The organism is Rhodoferax sp. AJA081-3 (genome assembly GCF_017798165.1).
In the GTDB taxonomy this organism is placed as follows: Bacteria; Pseudomonadota; Gammaproteobacteria; order Burkholderiales; family Burkholderiaceae_C; genus Allorhodoferax.
In genome coordinates this window covers 2,357,753-2,378,843 of record NZ_CP059068.1, presented here as the reverse complement: position 1 = coordinate 2,378,843, position 21,091 = coordinate 2,357,753, and the positions used below count along the sequence as shown (strand labels likewise).

The 21,091-nt window shown below is 59.9% G+C and carries 22 protein-coding genes; 3 read left to right on the top strand and 19 right to left on the bottom strand.

Annotated features, from left to right (window positions below):
• Nucleotides 1-10: 10 nt before the first annotated feature.
• The 11 genes from flgL to flgB form a co-directional block, all read right to left on the bottom strand.
• Complete coding sequence (flgL, locus tag HZ993_RS11085; protein ID WP_209397910.1) at nt 11-1,279, bottom strand: flagellar hook-associated protein FlgL; 1,269 nt, start codon at nt 1,277-1,279, stop codon at nt 11-13.
• Nucleotides 1,280-1,304: 25 nt separating this feature from the next.
• Complete coding sequence (gene flgK / locus HZ993_RS11080) at nt 1,305-3,323, bottom strand: flagellar hook-associated protein FlgK (protein WP_209397908.1); 2,019 nt, start codon at nt 3,321-3,323, stop codon at nt 1,305-1,307.
• A gap of 15 nt (nt 3,324-3,338) precedes the next feature.
• A complete protein-coding gene (gene flgJ, locus HZ993_RS11075; protein WP_209397906.1) occupies nt 3,339-4,259 on the bottom strand; it encodes a flagellar assembly peptidoglycan hydrolase FlgJ in 921 nt (306 codons plus the stop codon).
• Nucleotide 4,260: 1 nt separating this feature from the next.
• The gene (locus HZ993_RS11070; RefSeq protein ID WP_209397904.1) at nt 4,261-5,430 is read right to left on the bottom strand and encodes a flagellar basal body P-ring protein FlgI; all 1,170 of its coding nucleotides are present in this window, start codon (nt 5,428-5,430) and stop codon (nt 4,261-4,263) included.
• Between the two features lie 66 nt (nt 5,431-5,496).
• Nucleotides 5,497-6,213, bottom strand: a complete 717-nt coding sequence (locus HZ993_RS11065; protein WP_209397902.1) for a flagellar basal body L-ring protein FlgH — start codon at nt 6,211-6,213, stop codon at nt 5,497-5,499.
• 8 nt (nt 6,214-6,221) lie between these two features.
• Complete coding sequence (gene flgG, locus HZ993_RS11060; protein ID WP_209397900.1) at nt 6,222-7,004, bottom strand: flagellar basal-body rod protein FlgG; 783 nt, start codon at nt 7,002-7,004, stop codon at nt 6,222-6,224.
• Between the two features lie 38 nt (nt 7,005-7,042).
• Nucleotides 7,043-7,783, bottom strand: a complete 741-nt coding sequence (locus HZ993_RS11055) for a flagellar basal body rod protein FlgF (protein ID WP_209397898.1) — start codon at nt 7,781-7,783, stop codon at nt 7,043-7,045.
• 26 nt (nt 7,784-7,809) lie between these two features.
• A complete protein-coding gene (gene flgE / locus HZ993_RS11050; RefSeq protein WP_209397896.1) occupies nt 7,810-9,039 on the bottom strand; it encodes a flagellar hook protein FlgE in 1,230 nt (409 codons plus the stop codon).
• A 46-nt stretch (nt 9,040-9,085) separates the two neighbouring features.
• On the bottom strand, nt 9,086-9,736 hold the full coding sequence (locus HZ993_RS11045) for a flagellar hook assembly protein FlgD (RefSeq protein WP_209397894.1): 651 nt from the start codon (nt 9,734-9,736) through the stop codon (nt 9,086-9,088).
• Between the two features lie 17 nt (nt 9,737-9,753).
• A complete protein-coding gene (flgC, locus tag HZ993_RS11040) occupies nt 9,754-10,158 on the bottom strand; it encodes a flagellar basal body rod protein FlgC (protein ID WP_209397892.1) in 405 nt (134 codons plus the stop codon).
• A gap of 11 nt (nt 10,159-10,169) precedes the next feature.
• Nucleotides 10,170-10,592: a flagellar basal body rod protein FlgB gene (flgB, locus tag HZ993_RS11035; RefSeq protein ID WP_209397890.1), complete on the bottom strand. Its 423-nt coding sequence runs from the start codon at nt 10,590-10,592 to the stop codon at nt 10,170-10,172.
• 217 nt (nt 10,593-10,809) lie between these two features.
• Between flgB and flgA the strand changes: the two genes are divergently transcribed.
• The 3 genes from flgA to HZ993_RS11020 all read left to right on the top strand — a co-directional run bounded on the left by flgA (nt 10,810) and on the right by HZ993_RS11020 (nt 12,410).
• Nucleotides 10,810-11,553, top strand: a complete 744-nt coding sequence (gene flgA / locus HZ993_RS11030; RefSeq protein WP_245213909.1) for a flagellar basal body P-ring formation chaperone FlgA — start codon at nt 10,810-10,812, stop codon at nt 11,551-11,553.
• Between the two features lie 105 nt (nt 11,554-11,658).
• Nucleotides 11,659-11,985, top strand: a complete 327-nt coding sequence (flgM, locus tag HZ993_RS11025; protein ID WP_209397888.1) for a flagellar biosynthesis anti-sigma factor FlgM — start codon at nt 11,659-11,661, stop codon at nt 11,983-11,985.
• A 44-nt stretch (nt 11,986-12,029) separates the two neighbouring features.
• Entirely contained in the window at nt 12,030-12,410 is a 381-nt protein-coding gene (locus tag HZ993_RS11020; RefSeq protein ID WP_209397887.1) for a hypothetical protein, read from the top strand.
• Nucleotides 12,411-12,456: 46 nt separating this feature from the next.
• On the opposite strand, the gene HZ993_RS11015 is transcribed toward HZ993_RS11020, so the two are convergent.
• The 8 genes from HZ993_RS11015 to motA all read right to left on the bottom strand — a co-directional run bounded on the left by HZ993_RS11015 (nt 12,457) and on the right by motA (nt 21,006).
• Nucleotides 12,457-13,173, bottom strand: coding sequence for an RNA polymerase sigma factor FliA (locus tag HZ993_RS11015; RefSeq protein ID WP_209397885.1), 717 nt, complete (start codon nt 13,171-13,173; stop codon nt 12,457-12,459).
• Complete coding sequence (locus tag HZ993_RS11010; protein ID WP_209397883.1) at nt 13,173-13,979, bottom strand: hypothetical protein; 807 nt, start codon at nt 13,977-13,979, stop codon at nt 13,173-13,175. The genes HZ993_RS11015 and HZ993_RS11010 overlap by 1 nt, the downstream gene beginning before the upstream one ends.
• Nucleotides 13,972-15,390 carry a flagellar biosynthesis protein FlhF gene (gene flhF / locus HZ993_RS11005; RefSeq protein WP_209397881.1) on the bottom strand — a complete coding sequence of 473 codons (1,419 nt, stop codon included), beginning with the start codon at nt 15,388-15,390 and terminating at the stop codon, nt 13,972-13,974. The genes HZ993_RS11010 and flhF overlap by 8 nt, the downstream gene beginning before the upstream one ends.
• A complete protein-coding gene (flhA, locus tag HZ993_RS11000; RefSeq protein WP_209397879.1) occupies nt 15,387-17,468 on the bottom strand; it encodes a flagellar biosynthesis protein FlhA in 2,082 nt (693 codons plus the stop codon). Before flhA ends, flhF begins: the two co-directional genes overlap by 4 nt.
• On the bottom strand, nt 17,465-18,619 hold the full coding sequence (locus HZ993_RS10995) for a flagellar biosynthesis protein FlhB (protein ID WP_209397877.1): 1,155 nt from the start codon (nt 18,617-18,619) through the stop codon (nt 17,465-17,467). Before HZ993_RS10995 ends, flhA begins: the two co-directional genes overlap by 4 nt.
• Before the next feature lie 112 nt (nt 18,620-18,731).
• Nucleotides 18,732-19,121 carry a chemotaxis response regulator CheY gene (gene cheY / locus HZ993_RS10990; RefSeq protein WP_209397875.1) on the bottom strand — a complete coding sequence of 130 codons (390 nt, stop codon included), beginning with the start codon at nt 19,119-19,121 and terminating at the stop codon, nt 18,732-18,734.
• Nucleotides 19,122-19,212: 91 nt separating this feature from the next.
• Entirely contained in the window at nt 19,213-20,127 is a 915-nt protein-coding gene (gene motB, locus HZ993_RS10985) for a flagellar motor protein MotB (RefSeq protein WP_209397873.1), read from the bottom strand.
• Nucleotides 20,128-20,145: 18 nt separating this feature from the next.
• Nucleotides 20,146-21,006: a flagellar motor stator protein MotA gene (gene motA / locus HZ993_RS10980; protein WP_209397871.1), complete on the bottom strand. Its 861-nt coding sequence runs from the start codon at nt 21,004-21,006 to the stop codon at nt 20,146-20,148.
• Nucleotides 21,007-21,091 lie beyond the last annotated feature (85 nt).

The following is a 21,091-nucleotide window of genomic DNA, read 5'->3' as shown; positions in this document are numbered from 1 at the left end:
GATAGCGGCCTCAACTGATGAAGTTGAAGAGCGACAGCTTTTGCACCTGGGCGTAGGACTGCAGCGCCGCCTGGTAACCCGTCTGCTGGTTTTGAAAGTCAGACACGCCTTTGATCATGTCCAGGTCTTCCGCACGGGAGCGGTCGCCTTCGACCTGGATGCTGCGTTTCTCCTGGTTGTTCGAGATGCGGTCTGCGCGGTTCAACAAATCACCCGCCTGGCCGCGCACGGCCGATATACGCGACATGCCGATGTCTACATTGTGCAAAGCCTGGCCCACGGCCTGCATGGATGCATTGCTGTTGGGCGCATTGCCGATGTCGCGGATGGCGTCGTCCAGCACACTGAAGATGCTGGGCCGTGGGTCCAGCGTCAACACGTCGCCCACCACGGGTGCACCGCGCACATTGATGGATAGGCCGGGGATGGCGGTGACCGCAATATTGGCCGGTGTGTTGCTGGGGTAGCTGGACGAACCGCTGAAGGGGCCGGTGACATTGGGGGTCTCAGAAATGTCATAGGTCACGGTGGTCGTGCCGGGAACGCTGGTGGTGTCCACCCCCGTGATGGTGATGGCATAAGAAGAGTTGGACGACAAACCCGAGGGCGCAGCGGGCAGCGGTTGTACCAGGGTGACCCCACTGCTGCGGAGTTCGTGCGGAGCGCCGGCCACTGTGGTCAGCGTCACGTTGAACACGCCATCGCGCCCTGGCATGTTCATGAAGGCGCGGTCACCATCCAGTGTGTAGGGTATGGACACCTCGTTGCTGGCCACTTGGCCGGGTTGGCCGGCAAAGGTGTAGTCCTGCGGCAAACCCTGCGGCCCTACAAAGGGGGCCAGGGCGCTGCCCAGGGCGCTGAACAGGGGCAGGCCATTGGTGTCCTGCCGGTTGGCCATGGCGAAGATCTGGTCGCGGTAACCCTTCAACTCGTTGGCAATGGCCTGGCGTTCTTGTGCGGAGTGTGAGGCATTGCCTGCGGTGGCCGCCAGTTCACGGAAGCTTTGCAGTGCGGTGTTGACATCGCCCAGCGTGGCTTCGGCCTGGGCGATGGACGCGCGCTGCGATTCCAGTGCACGCTGGTCGGTCTGGATGCGGGCCAAGCGGGTGATGGCGCGTTCGGCCTGTGCCGCACCGGTGGGGTCGTCACTGGCGCGCACTACGCGTTTGCCCGATGTCAGGTTTTCCTGCAGGTTGGCCAGGGCCGTCTGGCGGCTCATGATGTTGGACAACGCGGTGTCGTACGCATTGGCGGACCCGAGTCTTACAAAGTTAGCCATGTCATGCCTCCTAAATCAAAGGCCCTTAGCGACCCAGATTCTGAATCAGGGTGTCAAAAATACTCTGCGCCACTTGTATCATTTTGGCGGAGGCCTGGTAGGCCTGCTGGAACTGCAGCAGGCTGGCTGCCTCTTCATCCAGATTGACGCCAGATACACCCGCGCGGTCCCGTTCCACATTGGTCGCAATGGACGAGGACACCAGTGCCGCGTACTCGGCGCTTTGTGTGCGGATGCCAATTTGCGAGATCAGACCGGCGTAGCCGTCTGTCAGCGCGGCACCATCAAACATGGCGACATCGCGCAGGTTCATCATGGCCGTGGCATTGCCCGACGACAGGGTGGGGAACAAGTTGGTGTTGACAGTCACCGTGTCGCCCGCAGCCGGTGTGCCTTGCAACGTCAAAGACCATTCAGCGGGTGGAGAGACACCGGGCGTGGCTTCAATGGTTTGACCGGGGATGTATTCGAAGTCGGTGGTGCCAAACAGCGGGTTGGGCGACCCGTCGAAACGGGTAGGGAACGGATTGACCATCCCGTCACTGCGGGAGTAGGTGTTGGAATTGGAAAAGGTCAACACGACGCCCAGGGCTGCGGGTGAAATGGGGTTGCTGCGTGCACTGACCGAGATCTGTTGCAGGCTTCCGGCATTGGCCGTGCCCATGGTGGCAGCCACCGGGCTTGCCACGGCCAAGGCACGGGGAGTAGAAAACATGCTGCTGATGTTGCTGGCAGACGTGCTGAATGGTTTGAACAGGAAGCGGTCGCCCGGGTTGGCGGCGCCACCCAGGGGATTGTGGATTTGCAGGCCGTCTATTTCGGCAATCACGTCCGGACCGGCGGTAGGCCCTGGTGGCACCTGCGCCTGGGTAAACACGGCGCCGTCCGAACGGCGGGTGATGGTGAAGGTGCCGCCAGAGAACTGCATTTCGTAGTCGGACGCCACGAGTTGGGTCCTGTCCGACACAGACAGCGTGGGAGCTGCCGCACCACTCATGGAGCCGGTATTGAGCGCTGCTGGTGCCTTGGGCTCAAACACGTTGCTGGTGCCCAGAACGATGGGGCTGAACAGGTCGCCGCCCACATTGCCATTCAGGTCCAGGCCCAGCTTGTGTTGGTCGTTCATGGCGCCAGTGGTGGCCAGCGTCAGGCGGCCCAGCAGGTTGCGGCCTTCGTTCAAATCGTTGTTTTGAAAGCGCAGCAGGCCCGATACCTCACCGCCGCCCAGCATGTTTTCGTCCAAGGTGTTTGGCACGCCAGCACGCATGATGGCCAGTTTGCTGCTGCGGGTGTCGCCAAAGTCGTCACTGACCAGGGCCACGGTAGAAGCGTTGGTCCCGAGCACCAGTTCCTGGCTGCCGGCGATGTAGAGGCCCACCGTGCCGTCATCCGCGGCGATGGACGTGGTTTGCACGTATTGATTGAGCTCCTTGATCAACTGGTCGCGGCGGTCCAGCAGGTCATTGGGCGGCTGGCCGGTGCCATTGGTCCGGGCGATCTGCTCGTTGACGGCGGCAATGCTGGTGGCCAGGCTGTTGATGTTCGTGATTTTTTGTGCCAGTTCCTGGGTGACACCGGTCTGCAGATCGTCCAGTTGCTGGGACGCCGCGCGCATGCGGGAGGCCGTTTCGTCAATGCGTGTCAGCACCACCGTGCGGGCGGTCATGTCGGTGGGGGCGCTGGCAACGTCTGAAAAGGCGTTCAGCATGTCGTTGATGGAGGCGCCCAGGCCCTGTGCCCCGCCCTGGAACACCGCTTCGAGCTGGCGCAGTTTGTCCGAGCGTGTGGTGTCGGCCGACTGCGCAGAAGCTGCAATTCTGGATTGGCGGGTCAGGAACTCACTGAAATTGCGCTGTATGGTCTGAACCGTTACGCCCTGGCCCACGTAGCCTGCGCTGGAGAACTGACCCGGAACCGTGTTCAGCACCACCTTCTGGCGTGAATACCCTGGCACATTGACATTGGCAATGTTGTTGCCAGCGGTCTGCAAGGCGGCCTGGTTGGCCTGCAGTGCGCGGGATCCGATGTTGAGTAAGCTGCCCATGGTGCTCTCCCGGCTTTAGGCCTGTGCGCGCCGGATTTGCAGCGTGGTGTTGATGGCGCGGCTCAGTTTGGCCGCATAGTCCGGGTCGGTGGCGTAGCCGGCCTTCTGCAGGCCACTGGCAAAGCCGTGTGCCGAGTGGGATTGCTCCATGACCTTGGCGTAACGGGGGCTCTCGGAGATCATGCGTGCGTAGTCCTTGAACGCGTCGGCATAGGAGTCATAGGCCCGAAAACGTGCCTTGCCCTTTTGCGCGACACCGTTGACAAACTCGGTGGTGGTCACCTCGGCTACCTTGCCGGTCCAGCCGGCACCGGCCTTGATACCAAAGAGATTATGGGACGTTGCCCCGCCCTTGTGTTTGATTTCGAACCGGCCCCAGCCGGTCTCGTGCCCGGCCTGACCCAGCATGAAGTTGGCGGGTATGCCGGTTGCCTTTTCCACTTCATGGGCAACCTGGGAATGTTGTTGCACAAAGTTGGACTGGCTCTCGGTCGGGGCGCGTGTTGTCTTGCCGATGGTTGATGCGGATACGGGTGGAAGGCTGGACCTGGTGGTCTTGGTCGCACCCGCTGCGGTGGGTGTTGTGCCCGCGACGCCGGGTGCTCCGTCTTTGGAAGCACCGGCCATCTGGCGGGTCAACTGCAGCGCAATCATGTCCGACAAGCCGCCGGGCTGGCCCGACATCTGCACGGCGAACTGCTGGTCCAGCAGATCGGTGCCCAGGTCGCCACCGGCGCTGTCCAGCAGGCCCGATTTCATGGTGGCTTCGCGCATGCTTTTCATCAGCTCGCGCATAAAGAGGGACTCGAATTGTTTGGCGGTTTCCTTGATGGCGGCGGGTGTGTTTTTGCCAGCCTCCATCTTCAGGTTGCCCAGCGACTGGGCATCGGCCGCCAGTGACTGCGCGGTGGAGGGTGAGATGGATCCGTAGCCCATGTTAGATGACCTCCAGCTCCGCATTCAGTGCGCCAGCCGACTTGATGGCCTGCAGAATAGCCAACAGATCCTGGGGCGTTGCCCCTAGCGAGTTGAGTGCCTTGACCACATCGGCCAATTGGGCCGCTGCGGGTAACTGGATGAGTTTGCCCGCGTCCTGTTTGATTTCGATATTGGCTTTTTCGGCCACCACGGTTTGGCCCCCGGTAGACAAAGCATTGGGCTGGCTGATGACAGGGGTGGACGAAATGCTGATGGATAGGTTACCGTGGGCAATGGCGCAGGCGCCCAGAGACACGGCCTGGTTGAGCACAACCGAGCCCGTGCGCGCATTGATGATGACCTTGGCGGCGGCGACCGAGTTCTGCACTGGCAGCTCTTCCATTTCGGCCAAGAAGCTGATGCGGTCGTTGGGGTTCATGGGGGCCTTGACCTGGACGGTGCGGCCGTCCAGCGCCTGCGCCACGTCGGGACCAAACTTGCTGTTGATGGCCGACGCTACCTTGCGGGCCGTCTGGAAATCACTGGCCCGCAGGCTCAGGTTCACGGTGGAGCCTTCCTGCAAAGCCGTGGGCACCACGCGCTCGACCTGGGCACCATCGGGAATGCGACCGGCACTCAGGTGGTTGACGGTGACCTTGCTGCCACCCGCTGCGGCGCCGGCACCCGCAACAATCAGGTTGCCCTGTGCCAGGGCGTAGATTTCACCGTCCGCGCCCTTGAGCGGGGAGGTGATCAGTGTGCCGCCTTTTAAAGATTTGGCATTGCCGACCGAAGATACATTGACATCCAGCATTTGTCCGGGGCGGGCAAAGGGGGGCAACTGTGCGGTGACCAGCACGGCGGCCACATTTTTCATCTGCAGTTGTGCCAGCGTGGTGGCGGTCAGCGTGATGCCCATTTGCTGCAGGTAGTTGGCCAGGCCCTGGGTGGTGTAGGGCATTTGGGTGGTCTGGTCGCCGGTGCCGTCCAGGCCCACAACGAGGCCAAAACCGGTCAACTGGTTGCTGCGCACGCCCTCTACGCTGGCCACTTCCTTGATACGCATGGCATGGCTTGCGGTGGCCATACCCAGACCGAGTACCAGGCAAAGTACCAGGGAGAACACCAGACGCAATGAGCCCCATAGCCGGGGGCTGTTGGTGTTTACCGGTTGGGTCCAGGGTGTCATGTGCGGAGTTGGTTGGTGGGCAGATCCGGGTGGATCTCTTACCCCTCGGCACTATTCTGGATAACTTTAGAAAGGCTGAAAGCTTAAAAAGAACCGGGAAAGCCAGCCAACTGTCTGTGCCTCACCCTGCGTGCCGCGGCCCCGGGATTCGACCCGTACATTGGCGACCTGGGTGGAGCTGATCACGCTGCCCGGTTGCACCAGCCGTGGGTCAATCGTGCCGGAGAAGCGCAACACGTCCACATTCTGGTTGACACCAATCTGTTTTTCACCCGCCACGACCAAGTGGCCATTGGGCTGGACTTCGATAACGGTGGCGGTGATAGAGCCAGCAAACGTGTTGGCACTTTCCGTGCCGCCCTTGCCCGAGAAGGCATTGTTGGTACTGGCACCTATGCCCAGTTTGCCCAGGGCTTCCAGGCTGTTGAAGGGCAGGGCCGATACGCTGGAGTCAATAGCGCTGGTGCGGTTGACGGTCGAGGTCGACTTTTGGCTGGCCGTCACGTTTTCGACAATCTGCACGGTGACCGTGTCGCCAATGGCGCGTGCGCGCCGGTCTTCGAAACCGGGGCGGTAACCCGCGGTCTGGAACAGGCTGCCGGTCGCCGGACGCGCCGCGGCTGGAGTGGCCATGGGCATTTGGCCCACCTTGGGTTCGGCGAAGTCCACTACCACCTTTTGGGGAATTTGTTGGCAGGCCGTCAAGGCCAGTACGGCCAATAATGAAGCACAAAAACGGCCTGTAGCCCCCGTATTGATTGCCTTGGTAGCTCTTGTTTTCATAGCAAACCTCACAATTGACCGAGCTTTTGCAACATCTGGTCGGATGTCTGGATGGCTTTGGAATTCATTTCGTAGGCGCGCTGGGTCTGGATCATGGTGACCAGCTCCTGCACCACGTTGACGTTGGAGGTCTCCACAAAACCCTGCATCAGCGTCCCCAGGCCATTGGCACCCGCGGTGCCCGCATTGGGTTGCCCCGACGCGGCGCTTTCCGCGTAAATGTTCTGGCCCTTGGGCTCCAGGCCCGGCGGGTTGATGAAACTGGCCAGGGCAATGGTGCCGATATTTTGGGGTGCGGTGCTGCCAGGGATGCTGGCCGACACCGTGCCATCGGGCGACACGCTGATGGCGGTTGCATTGGCCGGCACGGTGATGCCGCCGCTCAGCGGCAGACCACCCGAGTTGACCATGCGGCCCTGGTTGTCGATCTGGAAGGCGCCATCGCGGGTGTAGCCAATGGTGCCATCGGGCATGGTGAGCTGGAAGAAACCGTTGCCCTGGATGGCGATGTCCAGGTTGTTGCTGGTCTGCTGCAGATTACCCTGCGCAAAACTGCGACTGGTGGCCACCGCACGCACACCCAAACCCACTTGCAAACCGGTGGGCAACGTGGATTGCTCCGAGGTGTTGGTCCCCACCTGGCGCAGGTTCTGGTACATCAGGTCTTCAAACACCGCGTGCGATTTTTTGAAACCGTTGGTGGAGACGTTGGCCAGGTTGTTGGAAATGACGTCCAGCTGCATTTGCTGGGCTTCCATGCCGGTTTTGGATATCCAGAGTGAGTTGATCATGTCAGCTTCCTAGTGGTGTGGTTGGCTGCGCGGGCGCATCAACCTTGCAGGCCTAACAACTGGCCGGCGGAGCGGTCGTTGGATTCAGCGGTTTGCAGCAGGCGCATCTGGGTCTCAAACTGGCGCGCTGTTTGGATCATGCCCACCATGGTTTCGATGGGGTTGACGTTGGATCCTTCCAGCACGCCGGTCTGCAGTTTGGCGTTGTCGTCGTTGGGCAGTGGGTCACCCGAGTTGGCGCGAAACAAACCGTCGGCCCCCCGCCGGATCGGATCGTCGCCGTTGGGCGTGACCATCTTCAGCCGGCCTATGCCATTGGCCGGCTGGTTGCCCACTTTGGCGGTAACCGTGCCATCGTTGCCAATAGATAGCGTGGAGCCCGCCGGTGCGGTCATGGGCGCGCCGCCGTTGGAGAGGACCGGCAGCCCGATGCCGGAAACAACCGTGCCGTCGGTGGAAACTTCCAGGTGGCCATTGCGGGTGTAAGCCTCGGTGCCGTCCAATGATTGCACGGCAAACCAGCTGTTGCCATTGGCCATCACGTCCAGGCTGCGGTCCGTGCGCATGGCGGGGCCTGGCCGGTCCAGATGGCCAGCAGTGGCTTCCACCGCGAAGACGCGTGTGGTGGCGCCTTCGCCCTGCAGGGGTACGGCGCGGTAGGTGGATAACTCGGCCCGAAACCCGTTGGTGGAGGCGTTGGCCAGGTTGTTGGACAGGACGGCCTGGCGACTTGCGGCCGCGTTGGCGCCCGACATCGCGGTGTAGATGAGGCGGTCCATGGTGGGGTGGCTCCGTTAAGCGGTGGTTAGCGCAAATTCACCAGTGTCTGCAACACCGTGTCCTGCGTTTTGATGGTCTGTGCGTTGGCCTGGTAGTCGCGCTGGGCGGTCATCATGGCCACCAGTTCAGCGGTTAGGTCCACGTTGGAAGACTCCAGTGCGCCGGAGTTGATGGTGCCGAAGTTGCCCTGGCCGGGGTTGCCCTGGATGGGCTGGCCCGAGGTATTGGTTTCCACCCAGTTGCCCTGGCCTACGGGTTTCAGGCCCTGCACATTGCGGAACTCCGCCAGGGCCAGCTGACCGGTCGCCTGGCTTTGGCCATTGGAGTAGCGGGTGGTGATGACACCTTGCTCACTGATGGACACACCGGTCAGTGTGCCCGCGGTGTAGCCGTCCTGCGTCAGGTCGGACACGGCAAAGGCGGTTCCATACTGGGTAGCCGAACCGAAGTCGATGGGGACCACAAACGGCGCAATGTTCGGGTTGCTGGAGGTCAGCGTGATATTGAGTTCGGCTGGTGCCGCTGGCGTGAGCAGGTTGCCGGCGTTGTCAAAGGTGAGGGCACCCAGGTTGGTGCCGGGTGTTGGTACACCGGCAGGGTCGCCATCGTAGACATCCCAGGCGTCAGCCGCCGTCTTGATGAAATACAGCCGGACGGGAATTTCTACACCTTGCGGGTCAAAGGCGTTCAAGGAGGTTCCGTAGGTGGTGTAGGGCGTGGGCGGCACGGCAGATGCCGCAATAACCGCACGTGCATCCAGGTTGAAGGCTGCGGAGATTTCACTCGTGACCTGGGCTGGAATGGGTGCGCCCGCCGGAATGACCATGGGTGATGTGGTGGTGCTGGTCGGGGTTCCGTTGACGTCGGTCGGAAAACCCATCACGCTGGCGCCCGAGTTGGTGATCATGTTGCCGTCTTGGTCGAGTTTGAACTGGCCGTCACGGGTATAGGCTGGGCTGCCATCTGTCAGCGTCAATTGGAAGAATCCACCGCCATTGATCGCCACGTCCAGGTTGTTCCCCGTGATGTTGACCGTGCCCTGGGAGAACTGCTGCGAGACAGTCGCCACCTCCACGCCGATACCGCCACCCGCACCACCACCACCGCTGGGGCCAATGGAGGACGCAACGATGGCCGCAAACTCCGCGCGGGATGACTTGTAGCCCACCGTGTTGGAGTTGGCGATGTTGTTGCCAATCACGTCGAGGTTCTTGGCGGAAGAGTTCAAGCCCGAAAGGCCGGTTTGGAAGCTCATGGTGTATTCCTTGGGTAGCTGGGAGGGGTTGCGTTCGGGGTGGTGTCTACAAAATGGCCTGAATGGCGTCGTACCCTACGGCTTCGCGGCCTTTGAGCTGGATGCTCATGCCGCCGCTGCCGGTGCCAATGGAGGTGACGGTGTCCTGTGCCAGTGCAGTGGACGCCACGTTGGTCTTGCCGTTGGTGGCAACCACTTTGAACGTGGGGTTGGCGGTGCCGTTGTAGCTGGAGGCGTCCCACTCAAAGCTGTGGCGACCGGCTGCCTTGGAGCCCAGGTTGATGGTGTCCAGCACCTGCCCGCCGGGGCTCAGGATCTGCACACTGACGCTGGAGGCAGTGCCTTCCAGGTCAATGGCGCCACGGGCCTTGCCAGCGTCAATCGACAAGGTATTGCTCTGCAGCATGACGCCGTGGCCAATCATGTTTGCGCTTTGCATCACCTGCATGGACGTGAACTGACCGGCCATGGACTTCATGGTTTCGTTCAACTGCTGGATGCCCGAGACGGTGTTGATCTGTGCCATCTGGCTGGTCATCTGGGCGTTGTCCATGGGGTTCATGGGGTCCTGGTTGTTCAACTGCGCAACCAGCAACTTCAAAAAGCGGTCCTGTTGTGCATCGGCCGATGTCTGGCCGGCCGTCTTGGCGGTTGCACCGGGTATGGCGCTGGGGGTGTTGGTGACGCTGCTTACCATGTGGGAATCTCCTTGGCTCATTGACCCATTTGCAGGGTTTTGAGCAGTAGCGTTTTGGCGGTGTTCATCACCTCGACGTTGTTCTGGTACGAGCGCGAGGCGGAGATCATGTTGACCATCTCCTCCACGGGGTTGACGTTGGACTGGGTTACATAACCATCGGCGTCTGCTGAAGGGTGCGCCGGGTTGTGGACCCGTTTCATGGGCTCGTTGCTCTCACGGATGCTGTTGACCCGCACGCCAGACGACGCATCCGCGCCCATGGGTGTGGTCTCAAACACCACCTGCCGACTCTTGTAACCCTGGCCGTCGGGGCCTGCGACCGCATCGGCGTTGGCCAGGTTGCTGGCCACCACATTGAGGCGCTGGGACTGTGCGCTGATGGCGCTGCCCGACACGTTGAAAATGGAAAACATGGACATGGTTTAGCTCCCTACTGTCCTTGTATGGCACTCAATAAAGTCTTGGACTGGCCGTTAATAAAGCGCAGGGTCGCTTCGTAGCGGACCGAGTTGTCGACAAAATTGGCGCGTTCGCGGTCCATGTCCACACTGTTGCCGTCCATGGCCGGTTGGCTCTGGGTGGTGTAGCGCAGGGCCGTTGCGTCCAGGCTTGTGGTGCTGGCCTGCAGTGGAATGTGGCGCGGATTGCCGGAACCCGTGGCTTGTCGCGGAGCAGAGGATGCCGGGGCTGCCCCATTCGCTGCGGTTAATGCCTCTTTGAAGTTGATATCGCGCCCGGCGTACCCCGGCGTGTCGGCATTGGCAATGTTGCTGGCAATCACACGCTGCCGTTCGGCGCGCAGGACCAGCGCGTTGGAGTGAAAGTCCAGTGTGCTGGTTAGATTGGCAAACATTGATCACCTCCGAATGGGTTTACGAACCCCCTGGATGGACCAGGTTGTTCGGCGTTGGGCAATTATGGGAAAACCTTTAATTTTTTAGCGGTGGAATACGGGGGCTAAAGCCGGTCATTTGAGGGGTTTGTGGTTGCCTCTGCTCTCTATAGTTGGTTTTCCCATGCTTAGTGTCCGGCTGGTGGTTTCAACCGGCTGACGCGTTTGGAGGAATGCCATGTTTAGTCTTTTGAGTCAGCTGCGCGCCGTGTGGCTTCCAGTGGCGGCGGTGTCCGTGTTGGGGCTGACCATGGCCGCAAACCCCGCGCTGGCGCAGGGCGCGTCAGCACCCGAGGTTCAGGCTGTGGCGCAGGACTGGTTGCGCGATGCCACCGCTGCGGCCCAACCGGCAGGCGCTACTGCGCTGCGCATGGAGGTCAAACTGGGGAATCTGGACAGCCGGCTGAAGCTGGCCCCCTGCGGGAATGTCGAGCCGTATCTGCCACCTGGCGCCCGTTTATGGGGGCGCACCCGTGTGGGTTTGCGCTGCGTGGATGGCATGAGCCGTTGGAATGTGTCTTTGCCGGTGACCGTGAATGCCTATGGCAACGCCTGGGTGATCAAAGGACAGGTGGCCGCTGGGAGTGCACTAACGGAAGACGATGTGGTGGAGGCCGAAGTGAACTGGGCCGAGGAAAACAGCCCCGTCGTCCGGGACAAGGCCTTGTGGGTCGGACAGATTGCCACCCGCGCGTTGATGACGGGCCAGACCCTGCGGCAAGGCATGGTCAGACCCGCGCAGGTGTTTCAGGCGGGTGCCCAGGTTCGGGTGGTCGCGCAGGGCGCCGGTTTTCAGGTTTCCGCCGAAGGGCAGGCTTTGTCAGCAGGGGTGGTGGGGCAGGTTGCCAGGGTTCGCATGGAGAACGGGCGGGTGTCCTCTGGCACGGTGCTGGATACAAAAACAGTAAAGATCGACCTATAGACCACAATTGCCACCTTTTTTCTATGCAAATTTCTCTAAAGTCAGTCATGATGCGGCCGATAACTATCGCACGAGACTACATATTCCGTGGTTTTGGAGAACCCTATGAAAATCGGTCAAACACCAGACAACTCGATTCAGACTCAGCTCGGCAATGCTGCAACGGCACAAAAGGCGGGTCAAAACGCCAGTGCCACCGCTTCCAGCGGAGCGACGCAAAGCACGCGGTCTGCCGGTGTGGCTGTAACGGTGTCTACTTTGGCCCGGGGGCTGGAGAAGTCCGGTCGGAACGAGGGTGCGGACATCGATACGCAAAAGGTAGCGTCCGTTCGTGCGGCCATCGAGGACGGGTCCTACGTGGTCAACCCGGAAGCCATTGCCGACAAACTTTTGACCAACGCGCAGGAAATGCTCAACCGAACCTCCCGTTGAGTTCGTTTGGGGCCCGCGCACTTTTTTAATGCAAAGGCCCCAAAATGCAAAATTCTTCCCTGGATACCCAACTCGATCTTCTTGAATCCCAGCTCAACGCCCTGTCCGCAAGCTTGGTAGAAGGGCGCCCCGACGCATTGCAGTCCGGTAGTGCTGCACTGCAGCGCTTGGCGGTGGACTTGCTGCAAGTGACCGGTGGAAAAGGTTTGGCGCAGTTCAAGCAACCCCGTCAACGCCGCAGAGTCCAGGTTTTGGCGACTGGCATTGCCAACCTGCGTGAGAATCTGCTGCGCCATATGGCCTACGTAGACCGTGCACTGGAGATTGTGGTGCCTGCTACCCGAGACAAAGCGACCTATGCGGGAAGCGGCGCTTATGGTCAACCCGTACGCCAATCCGGCGCATTTTCGGTCCTCGCTGCCTGAGCCTGTCTCCCACCCACCGCGTGGTGGGGATTGCGCGAAAAACCAATCAATGTGAACGCATTTTTGCCCGGAGACGGGCAATTGACTGGCTGTGCAGCTGGCAGATGCGGGACTCGGTCACGTCCAGGACTGCAGCGATTTCCTTCAGATTCATATCCTGCTCGTAATACATGCTCATGATGTATTGCTCGCGCTCAGGCAAACTCTTGATGGCGGCAACCAATGATTCCCGCAGGCGGTGGTCCCGCAGCATGTTCATGGGGTCTGCTTCACTGTCCGCCACATGGCGGTCCAGGAAGCTATCGTCTTCTTCCCCATTGCGCGACATGTCCTCCAGATACACCAACTGGGTGCCGCGCACTTTGCCCAGCAGGCTCTGGTAGTCCACCAGACTCATACCCATCTCGCTTGCAATTTCAGACTCAATAGGACTGCGACCCAGGCGGTGTTCCAGGCGCCGCATGGTGGTCTCGATCTCTTTTTGGCTCTTGCGCGAGCCGCGTGACATCCAGTCATTGCCGCGCAATTCGTCCAGCATGGCACCTCGGATGCGTTGGGTGGCAAACGTTTCAAACTGCACACCTTGGGCGGACTCGTACCGGGACAGCGCATCTGCCAGACCAATGAGGCCGACCTGTATCAGGTCATCCACCTCGACGCTGGCAGGCAGCTTGGCCATCATGTAATGTGCCAACCGCCGTACCAGAGGTTGGTACTGCTTGATCAGCGCAGACCGGTCCAATTGCCCCTTCTCGGTGTACATCAATGCCTCTCCGCAAAGTGGTCAAAACGGCGCAGCGGTGCCAGACGGTGTAGGCCACCGGTTGGCGCATCTTTTGCGTCCAGTGTCATCGCATTTTCGAGCAGGCGCAGGGCCAGGCTTTGCATTTCCGCGCTGTGTTGTGAATCATGGCGTGGCTCACGCATGGTTAAAGTTTTGCATTCGTACCCCAGAAACCGCTCTGCACAGGCACGCAAGCCGGACAACGTGTCTGCGGTTGTACTGGAGGCATGGCGGTTGGTGTCTTGCAGCATATGGATGATGGTAGGCCTAAGTTTGCCAGTTATCAACAGCCGTTTGAGTGCAGCATAACTGCTCAACAAGGATGCGCGCGTGGACGACACGGCAAGCAAGGGCTCCGTCTGGCACTCGCCCAGCAGTGTTGTCATCCACTCTGCCTGGCAATACAGCGCCAGTACACCTTCGGGCGGAACCACCTTGCGCAGGTGGTGCAGGCCACGGGTGTGCGCGTCGGGAGTGCCGCACAGGGCGCGCAAGCCATGGGCCGAAGGCATGACGGTCCAGGCTGGAATGCCACTGGCGCCATCGTCGGACCAATGTGTGTTGTCCAGCAGTTGTTCCAGGCCGGGGTTGGTGTCGGACTCGGCCGTTGTTCCATCCAATACGGTGATGGAGTAACCGAGCTGCACCATAGACAAACACAGCTGCCACAGCAGGGGCAATTCGGCATGCTCGTCGCCGTGGCTGACCATGGCAATCAGTTTCGGCCCCGGCTGGCAACCCAAGCCCAGCAAGCCGGACGCCTGGTTGGCGTAATGGTCAAGCATCCATGCGCCCCTTGGCAAGAGATTGGGCGGACGGTTGCCCGAAGTAGAAACCCAGGTCGCTTACTTTGGGGTCGTAGGCTGAAATGCCCACGGTACGCATGGATTGCCGGACCAGTTTGGCCGCGTTGGCTGCCTCCCAATCTTCGGGCACCCGTTGGCCGGTTGTTATTCCGCGCAACATCAACTGGTTGCGGATGGCCGCATCGATGGCGGGGCCGAGTTTGACGGCTTCGTCGGTTTTGGAGAAGATGGCTTGTTGAGTGCCCACGGGTTTGAACGCGGCAACGGCTTCATCCAGCGTGTCTCCGTGGCTGCCGGCGTTCAACACCAAGAGGCGTTTCACGCTGGGCAAATCGAGCAGTTCCATCATCTCGTGTTTACGGGGGTCACGCGGTGCCAGACCGGTGGTGTCGATCAACACCATTTTCTTGTTGGACAACAAGCCCAGCAGGTCTTGCAGGGCGACGCGGTCATGCGCCAGGTGCGCGACCACCCCCAGCATTTTTCCGTAAGCCCGCAATTGTTCGTGGGCGCCGACGCGGTAGGTGTCCAGGGTTATCAGTCCTACGCTTGCGGCACCGTGCGTACGGGCGCACAGGCCAGCCAGCTTGGCCGTTGTGGTGGTCTTGCCAACGCCGGTTGCACCGATCAGTGCAAAAACGCCGCCTTCTTCATTCAGCGAGGTGCTTTCGGAGTCAGTCCTGAGGTTGCGCTCCAGCACGTCCATGACCCAGTGAACCGATTCAGAGGCGCTCATCTCTTCCGGCATCCGCTCCAGGATGGTGCGGGAGAGATTGGGCGAGTAACCCGAGCGGATGAGCTTGAGCATCAGGTTGGCCTGGATCGGATTCTGGCGCGCCTGGCCCAGCCAGGCCAGCGTGTTGAACCGGTCCTCCATCATCTCCTTCATGGCGTGCAACTCATCGACGATGCCTTGGGGCATGGCGGCAGAGGGCGTGGCGACTGTCGCCTGTGGCTTGCGGACAGGTTCTTTGCGGACCATTGGGCGTTCGGCCGTAGTTGCTGCGCGTGGCCGCTCCTGCGGCTGCGGTGCAAATACCTCTGCACTGTTGGTTGTGCCGGTCTCGTGGCGCTTGCGCAGCATCCGTTCACGCACATAGTCCTGAAAGGACAGCGTGCTCATGCTCAGTTGCGCGGCGTCGTCTTCGACCTTGGTCGCCACGTCTTGCGGCGCGGGTCTGTTATTGCGTGCAGGGCTTCCCCCCACTTTGGAAATGGGGTTGCCGGGCATCTGGTCCAGGGCGGCCAGTGTGTCTTCTGCAGTGGCAACCACCTCCACGCCATTTTCGGTGGGGCGGTTGGACAAGATCAGTGTGCCGTCACCAAAGGCCATGCGCGCTTTGGCAAGCGCCTCACGGGAAGTCGGTGCAGTAAAGCGTTGGATGTTCATGGTGTTGCGCCTCTGAGGATCGGACCGATGCGGATCGTGTGGGTTTCTGGAATCTCACTGTGGGCCAGTACTTGCAGCCGGGGCGCTACGCGCCTGACCAAGCGGGCGATGGCACTGCGGATCTGGTCGGGTACCAGCAAGCAGGCGGGTACGCCCACTTCTTCCTGCTTCATGGCTGTTTCTGCCGCGCTGCGTGTCAGCATGTCGGCGACGCCAGGGTCCAATGCAGGGCCCGCGGCATTGCCCAGGGCCTGGACCAACAAGCGCTCCAGACCTGGGTCGATAGCAATGACATTGAGCTCGCGTACGGGACCGTAGATTTGTTGGACGATGGCCGGCGACAGCGCCACACGTACCCGCTTGGCCAGCTCGGCCGGGTCTGTGGTGCTGCTGGCATGTTCGGCAATCGACTCGATGATGGTCCTGATGTCGCGGATGTGCACCGATTCGTCTAGCAGCAGCTGCAACACTTTCTGAAATACGGCGACGGAAACCATTTTGGGGACCACTTCTTCAATCAGTTTAGGGGCCAGTTTGGCAACGTGTTCCACGAGTTGTTGGGTCTCTGTGCGGCTGAGTAATTTGGAGGCCTGAACCTGCATCAAGTGTGACAAATGTGTAGCCATCACAGTCTCGGAATCAACCACGGTAAAGCCGACCATTTGCGCAGTTTCCTTCTGCTGTTCGTCGATCCAGTGCGCGGGCAATCCAAATGCGGGGTCGGTTGTTGCGGTGCCGATCAAGGGGGTGGTGATGCCGCCCGGGTTGATCGCCAGAAACATGCCGGGGAAGGCCTCACCTTCGCCCACGATGACGCCACGTAGGGTGATGCGGTAGCCACTGGGCTTGAGCTCCAGGTTGTCACGCACATGGACGGGCGGGGGCAGAAAACCGACCTCTTGCGCAAACTTTCTGCGCACGCCCTTGATACGGGTCAACAGGTCTCCCTGGCGTGTCTTGTCGACCAGGGCGATGAGCCGGTAACCCAGCTCCAGACCCAATTGGTCGACGGGTTGCAGGTCGTCCCACGATGCCTCGCCATCCGTTGCCACCGGAGCGACCAAGGCTTGTGGATCGACCGGTGGCGGTTTGTGCGCCAGTACCCAGGCGCCATAGGCCAGTACGGCCGAAATGGTCAGAAACACAAAGTGGGGCATGTTGGGGATCACGCCCAGAATGAACATGATCGTTGCTGTAATCCCCAATACCTTGGGTGAGACAAACATCTGGCCCACGATTTGTTTGCCGATGTCGTGCTCTTTGCCTACGCGCGACACCACCATGGCCGCCGCGACGGAAATCAGCAGACCTGGGATCTGGGCAACCAGGGCATCACCAACCGCAAGCAGGATGTAGCTGTTGGCGGCCTGGGATGCCGTCAGGTTGTGCTGCAAGATGCCAATGGCGAAACCGCCGAAGATATTGATCAGCAGAATGAGAATGCCCGCAATCGCATCGCCGCGGACAAACTTGGAAGCACCGTCCATGGAGCCAAAAAACTCGGCCTCTTCGCCGACCTCTGCGCGCCGACGTTTGGCTTCTTTCTCGTCTATCAGCCCTGCGTTCAGATCGGCATCCACAGCCATCTGTTTGCCGGGCATGGCATCCAGGGTAAAGCGGGCAGAGACTTCGGCAATACGCTCGGAGCCTTTGGTGACCACCACAAAGTTGATGACCACCAGGATGGCGAAGACGATCAGACCGACCGCAAAGTTGCCACCAATCAGGAAGTGGCCAAAAGCCTCAATCACCGCACCTGCGGCGCCTGGACCTGTGTGGCCCTCCAGCAACACCACGCGCGTGGAGGCCACATTGAGCGACAGTCGCATCAGCGTCGTGAGCAACAGAACGGAGGGGAATGCGGCGAAGTCCAGCGGGCGGATCATGTAGGCGGCCACCATCATGACCATGAGCGCCACGGCAATATTGATCGTAAAAAATACGTCCAGTAACAGCGGTGGCAGTGGCAACACCATCATGGCCAAAATGGCCACAACCAGCATGGGGGCGGACGCCCCCTGTATCACCGTGGTGTTGGTGCCAAACCATTGCTGCAGGGACTTGAGATAGGTGTTCATGCCGCGGTCGCCTTGGCTGGTTTGGTAAGCGGATCAAGCTCAGGAGGAACGAAGGGGTGGTTGAGCTCACCGGGGCTGGGGCCGTCACCCCGCATGGCGGCCCGCAGCCGGTAGACGTAGGCCAAGACTTGGGCCACTGCTGTATACAAACTAGAGGGAATGTCCTGGTTCAATTCCGAATTGGCGTACAAGGCACGGGCCAGCATGGGGGACTGCAAGACGGGAATGGCGTGGTGTTTGGCAACATCCCGAATTTTCATGGCCAGAAGGTCAGTGCCTTTGGACACGACCTGTGGCGCACCCATGGTTTTTTCGTCGTAGCGGATGGCAACGGCAAAGTGGGTGGGGTTCATGACGACAAAATCGGCTTTGGGAACCGCGTTGACGCTATTCTTTTGTGCCATCTCGCGTTGGCGTTGGCGAATCTTGGCCTTGATCTGGGGGTTGCCGTCCGACTCTTTTCCTTCCTGTTTGACTTCCTGGTGGGACATCTTCATTTCGTCCTTGTGCAGAAAGGCTTGCAGGGGTACGTCTATCAACGCCGCCATCAGTACCACCAATAACAAGAGGCCCATGCCGCTGGTGAGCCATTCGGTCAGGTGTCGAATGGCCATGCTGGAGGGCTGCAGTATCAGGGCGGAAACCGTTTGAAACCCAGAGCTTAAAAAAAGCGCAGCGACGGCAAAAAGAATGCTGGTCATGACCGCCATCTTCAGCACCGTCAGCAACTTCTTCTTGGCAAACAGTTTGCCGAAGCCGGCCAAGGGATTCAGCCTGCTGAAGTCAGGCATCAATGGCTTCAGGCTGTTCACCCAGCCACCCGACGAAACCGCAGCAAGAATGGCCGCCGCCGTGATGATGCCGGCAAACGCTGCGCTTCCAGCAACACCTATGCTGGTTGCGTCGGACAAGCGGGTCAGCATGGCGCCGGTTTGTTTGACCGTCGATGCGTCAAAGGACAACTGCTTGCCCATGCTGTGCTGCAAGCGGTCGAACAGTATGGGCGCGAGAACCATGACGCTGACGGCGCCAGCGCCCAGGACTGCAAGGTGGGAGAGGTCTTCTGAGCGACCAACCTGACCGTCATCCCGTGCTTTTTTGAGCTTGCGCTCGGAGGCCGGTAGGTTGCGATCTTGACTGCCTTGTTCCATGGTGGGGCTCTGTAGTTGCCACCATTGTCCTAAGGGACTTACGGAACTAAAGGTCAATAAGCAGGTAGATACACCTGCTTATTTGCGGGGGCTGGCCCCTGGAGTGACCGGACTATTTCAATCCGGTTTTGGTCAGGATGTGGTTGACCTTGTCTTCCAGCGTTGCCTTGGTGAAGGGTTTGACGATGTAACCAGCTGCACCTTGTTGCGCTGCCAGCACAATATCTTCTTTACGGGCTTCTGCCGTCACCATGAGTACGGGAATGTGCTTGAGCTTGTCATCTTTCTTGATTTCGCCGAGCAACTGAAAGCCGTTCATATTGGGCATGTTGATGTCGCTCACGACGAAATCGAAAGTCGAGCTGCGAAGTTTCTGCAGGGCGACAACTCCATCTTCTGCCTCGTCCGCATCAACAAACCCGCTCTCTTTGAGTAGATTGCGCACGATGCGTCGCATGGTGGAGAAGTCATCGACGACTAAAAAGCGCAGTTCTTTTGACATGGATTACCCTTTCCCGGGTGAATTTTGCATATTGCTAAGTATCACCGAATTTTGCATGGAATCAATGGGTTGGTTACGCAAGCCCGTGCACTCACGGCGTTTCAACTTCGTCCGCTGCGTCGGCTGAAACCCGCAGACCACCCAGAAGCCTTTCTTCAGCTTCTTTTGTCATGACCAAAATACTGATACGGCGGTTGCTGGGGCTCAGCGGATTGTCCGCATCCAGCAGCAGGCTGGATGCCATGCCAACGACACGCGCCAATTTTTCCTCGGGCATGCCAGCGTCCGCCAGCTCCCGCCGCGAGGCATTGGCGCGGTCGGCCGACAGTTCCCAGTTGCTGTAACCCCGGCCCGCGTTGCCATAGGCGCTGCGGTCGGTGTGGCCGTCCAGGCTGATCTTGTTTTCCACGTCCAGCAGGGCGGTTCCTATTTCGCGCAGAATGTCACGCATATAGGGTTTTAGCGCGGCACTTCCGCTGTCAAACATGGGGCGTTTCTGGTCGTCCACAATCTGAATGAGGAGGCCATCGGGTGTGATTTCCAGGCGGATCTGCGACGCGAACTCTGCCATTTTGGGGTTGTTGGAGATGGCGCCTGCAATCTTGGCGCTGAGTTCGGCGAGTTTTTGGGCGTCGCGCCTGGCGACTTCGGCCTTCTTGAGTTCACCGGACATCTTTTTGGCCCGTTTGTCTGCGCCGTCGCCCCGCCGGGCCTGTCCAGTGGTCTGCGTCAGGTCGCTGCCACCGCCGTTGATCACACTGCTGCTGGCGCCTGCGCCACTGCCACCCTGCAGGGCGACTTTCATGGGCGACTGAAAGTAATCAGAAATGCCTTTCTTGTCACCTTCTGATGTGCTGCCCAGCAGCCACATGAGCAGAAAAAACGCCATCATGGCCGTCACGAAGTCGGCGTAAGCGATCTTCCAGGCGCCACCGTGCGCAGCGTGGCCCCCTTTTTTGACCCGCTTGATGATGATGGGTTGAAGCTTTTTGGCGTCTCCTGCCATGCTCAGGTGTCCATGGTCTTACTTCTTGCCCTTCACATAACTCTCCAGTTCGACAAACGTGGGGCGCTCGGTGGAGTAGAGGACTTTTCGACCAAACTCTATGGCCGTAGAGGGGTTGTACCCCTGCATGCTGGCCAGCAGGGTGGTCTTGATGCACTGCAGTTCTTTGCCGCCCTCATCAACCTTTTGCTCCAGCACGCCGGCCAGTGGTTCCGCAAACGCATAGGCCAGCAAAATGCCCAGGAAGGTTCCCACCAGGGCGGAGCCAATCATGCCCCCCAATACGGCCGGCGGCTGACCGACGGAACCCATGGTGTTGACGACCCCCAGCACCGCGGCCACGATACCAAACGCGGGGAGACCGCCCGCAATGCGCTGGATGGCGGCAACGGCGGCATGGGCTTCGTGGTGGTGGGTTTCGATTTCGTTGTCCATCAGGGACTCGATCTCATGGGCGTTGAGGTTGCCGGACACCATCATGCGCAAATAGTCGGTGATGAACTCCACGACGTGGTGGTCATGGCCGACGGTGGGGTATTTTTTGAACAGCTCGGATTCGTGTGGCTCTTCGACGTCTTTTTCGATCGCCATCAGGCCTTCTTTTCTGGCCTTTTGGAGGATGTCAAACAGCAGTGCCATCAACTCCATGTAGCGGGCTTTGGTGTATTTGCTGCCTTTGAAACACTCGCCCAAACCCTTCAAGGTGGCTTTGATCACCTTCATCTGGTTGTTGGCCACAAACGCACCAAGGGTGGCGCCACCAATCGTGATCATTTCAAACGGCAGCGCCTTCAAAATCACCATGATGTTTCCACCGTGAACGATGTACACGCCAAAGACGCACACCAGGATGACAAGCCAGCCGACGATTACAAGCATAGGGGCATTGTGACAGGGAAGCCCGGGGCTTCAAGGGTTGAACAGACGGGCTTTTGAGGGCCTGTCACTATCATATCGGCGCTAC

Excerpts from the sequence above, each read along its gene's own strand:
- HZ993_RS11070 (WP_209397904.1), bottom strand. The coding sequence starts at position 5,430 with ATGACACCCTGGACCCAACCGGTAAACACCAACAGCCCCCGGCTATGG.
- flgL (WP_209397910.1), bottom strand. The coding sequence starts at position 1,279 with ATGGCTAACTTTGTAAGACTCGGGTCCGCCAATGCGTACGACACCGCG.
- flgB (WP_209397890.1), bottom strand. The coding sequence starts at position 10,592 with ATGTTTGCCAATCTAACCAGCACACTGGACTTTCACTCCAACGCGCTG.
- flhF (WP_209397881.1), bottom strand. The coding sequence starts at position 15,390 with ATGAACATCCAACGCTTTACTGCACCGACTTCCCGTGAGGCGCTTGCC.
- flgG (WP_209397900.1), bottom strand. The coding sequence starts at position 7,004 with ATGATCAACTCACTCTGGATATCCAAAACCGGCATGGAAGCCCAGCAA.
- flgM (WP_209397888.1), top strand. The coding sequence starts at position 11,659 with ATGAAAATCGGTCAAACACCAGACAACTCGATTCAGACTCAGCTCGGC.
- motA (WP_209397871.1), bottom strand. The coding sequence starts at position 21,006 with ATGCTTGTAATCGTCGGCTGGCTTGTCATCCTGGTGTGCGTCTTTGGC.
- flgC (WP_209397892.1), bottom strand. The coding sequence starts at position 10,158 with ATGTCCATGTTTTCCATTTTCAACGTGTCGGGCAGCGCCATCAGCGCA.
- HZ993_RS11020 (WP_209397887.1), top strand. The coding sequence starts at position 12,030 with ATGCAAAATTCTTCCCTGGATACCCAACTCGATCTTCTTGAATCCCAG.
- cheY (WP_209397875.1), bottom strand. The coding sequence starts at position 19,121 with ATGTCAAAAGAACTGCGCTTTTTAGTCGTCGATGACTTCTCCACCATG.
- motB (WP_209397873.1), bottom strand. The coding sequence starts at position 20,127 with ATGGCAGGAGACGCCAAAAAGCTTCAACCCATCATCATCAAGCGGGTC.
- flgK (WP_209397908.1), bottom strand. The coding sequence starts at position 3,323 with ATGGGCAGCTTACTCAACATCGGATCCCGCGCACTGCAGGCCAACCAG.
- HZ993_RS11045 (WP_209397894.1), bottom strand. The coding sequence starts at position 9,736 with ATGGTAAGCAGCGTCACCAACACCCCCAGCGCCATACCCGGTGCAACC.
- HZ993_RS11015 (WP_209397885.1), bottom strand. The coding sequence starts at position 13,173 with ATGTACACCGAGAAGGGGCAATTGGACCGGTCTGCGCTGATCAAGCAG.
- HZ993_RS10995 (WP_209397877.1), bottom strand. The coding sequence starts at position 18,619 with ATGGAACAAGGCAGTCAAGATCGCAACCTACCGGCCTCCGAGCGCAAG.
- flgA (WP_245213909.1), top strand. The coding sequence starts at position 10,810 with ATGTTTAGTCTTTTGAGTCAGCTGCGCGCCGTGTGGCTTCCAGTGGCG.
- HZ993_RS11055 (WP_209397898.1), bottom strand. The coding sequence starts at position 7,783 with ATGGACCGCCTCATCTACACCGCGATGTCGGGCGCCAACGCGGCCGCA.
- HZ993_RS11065 (WP_209397902.1), bottom strand. The coding sequence starts at position 6,213 with ATGAAAACAAGAGCTACCAAGGCAATCAATACGGGGGCTACAGGCCGT.
- flhA (WP_209397879.1), bottom strand. The coding sequence starts at position 17,468 with ATGAACACCTATCTCAAGTCCCTGCAGCAATGGTTTGGCACCAACACC.
- flgE (WP_209397896.1), bottom strand. The coding sequence starts at position 9,039 with ATGAGCTTCCAAACCGGCCTTTCGGGCTTGAACTCTTCCGCCAAGAAC.
- HZ993_RS11010 (WP_209397883.1), bottom strand. The coding sequence starts at position 13,979 with ATGCTTGACCATTACGCCAACCAGGCGTCCGGCTTGCTGGGCTTGGGT.
- flgJ (WP_209397906.1), bottom strand. The coding sequence starts at position 4,259 with ATGGGCTACGGATCCATCTCACCCTCCACCGCGCAGTCACTGGCGGCC.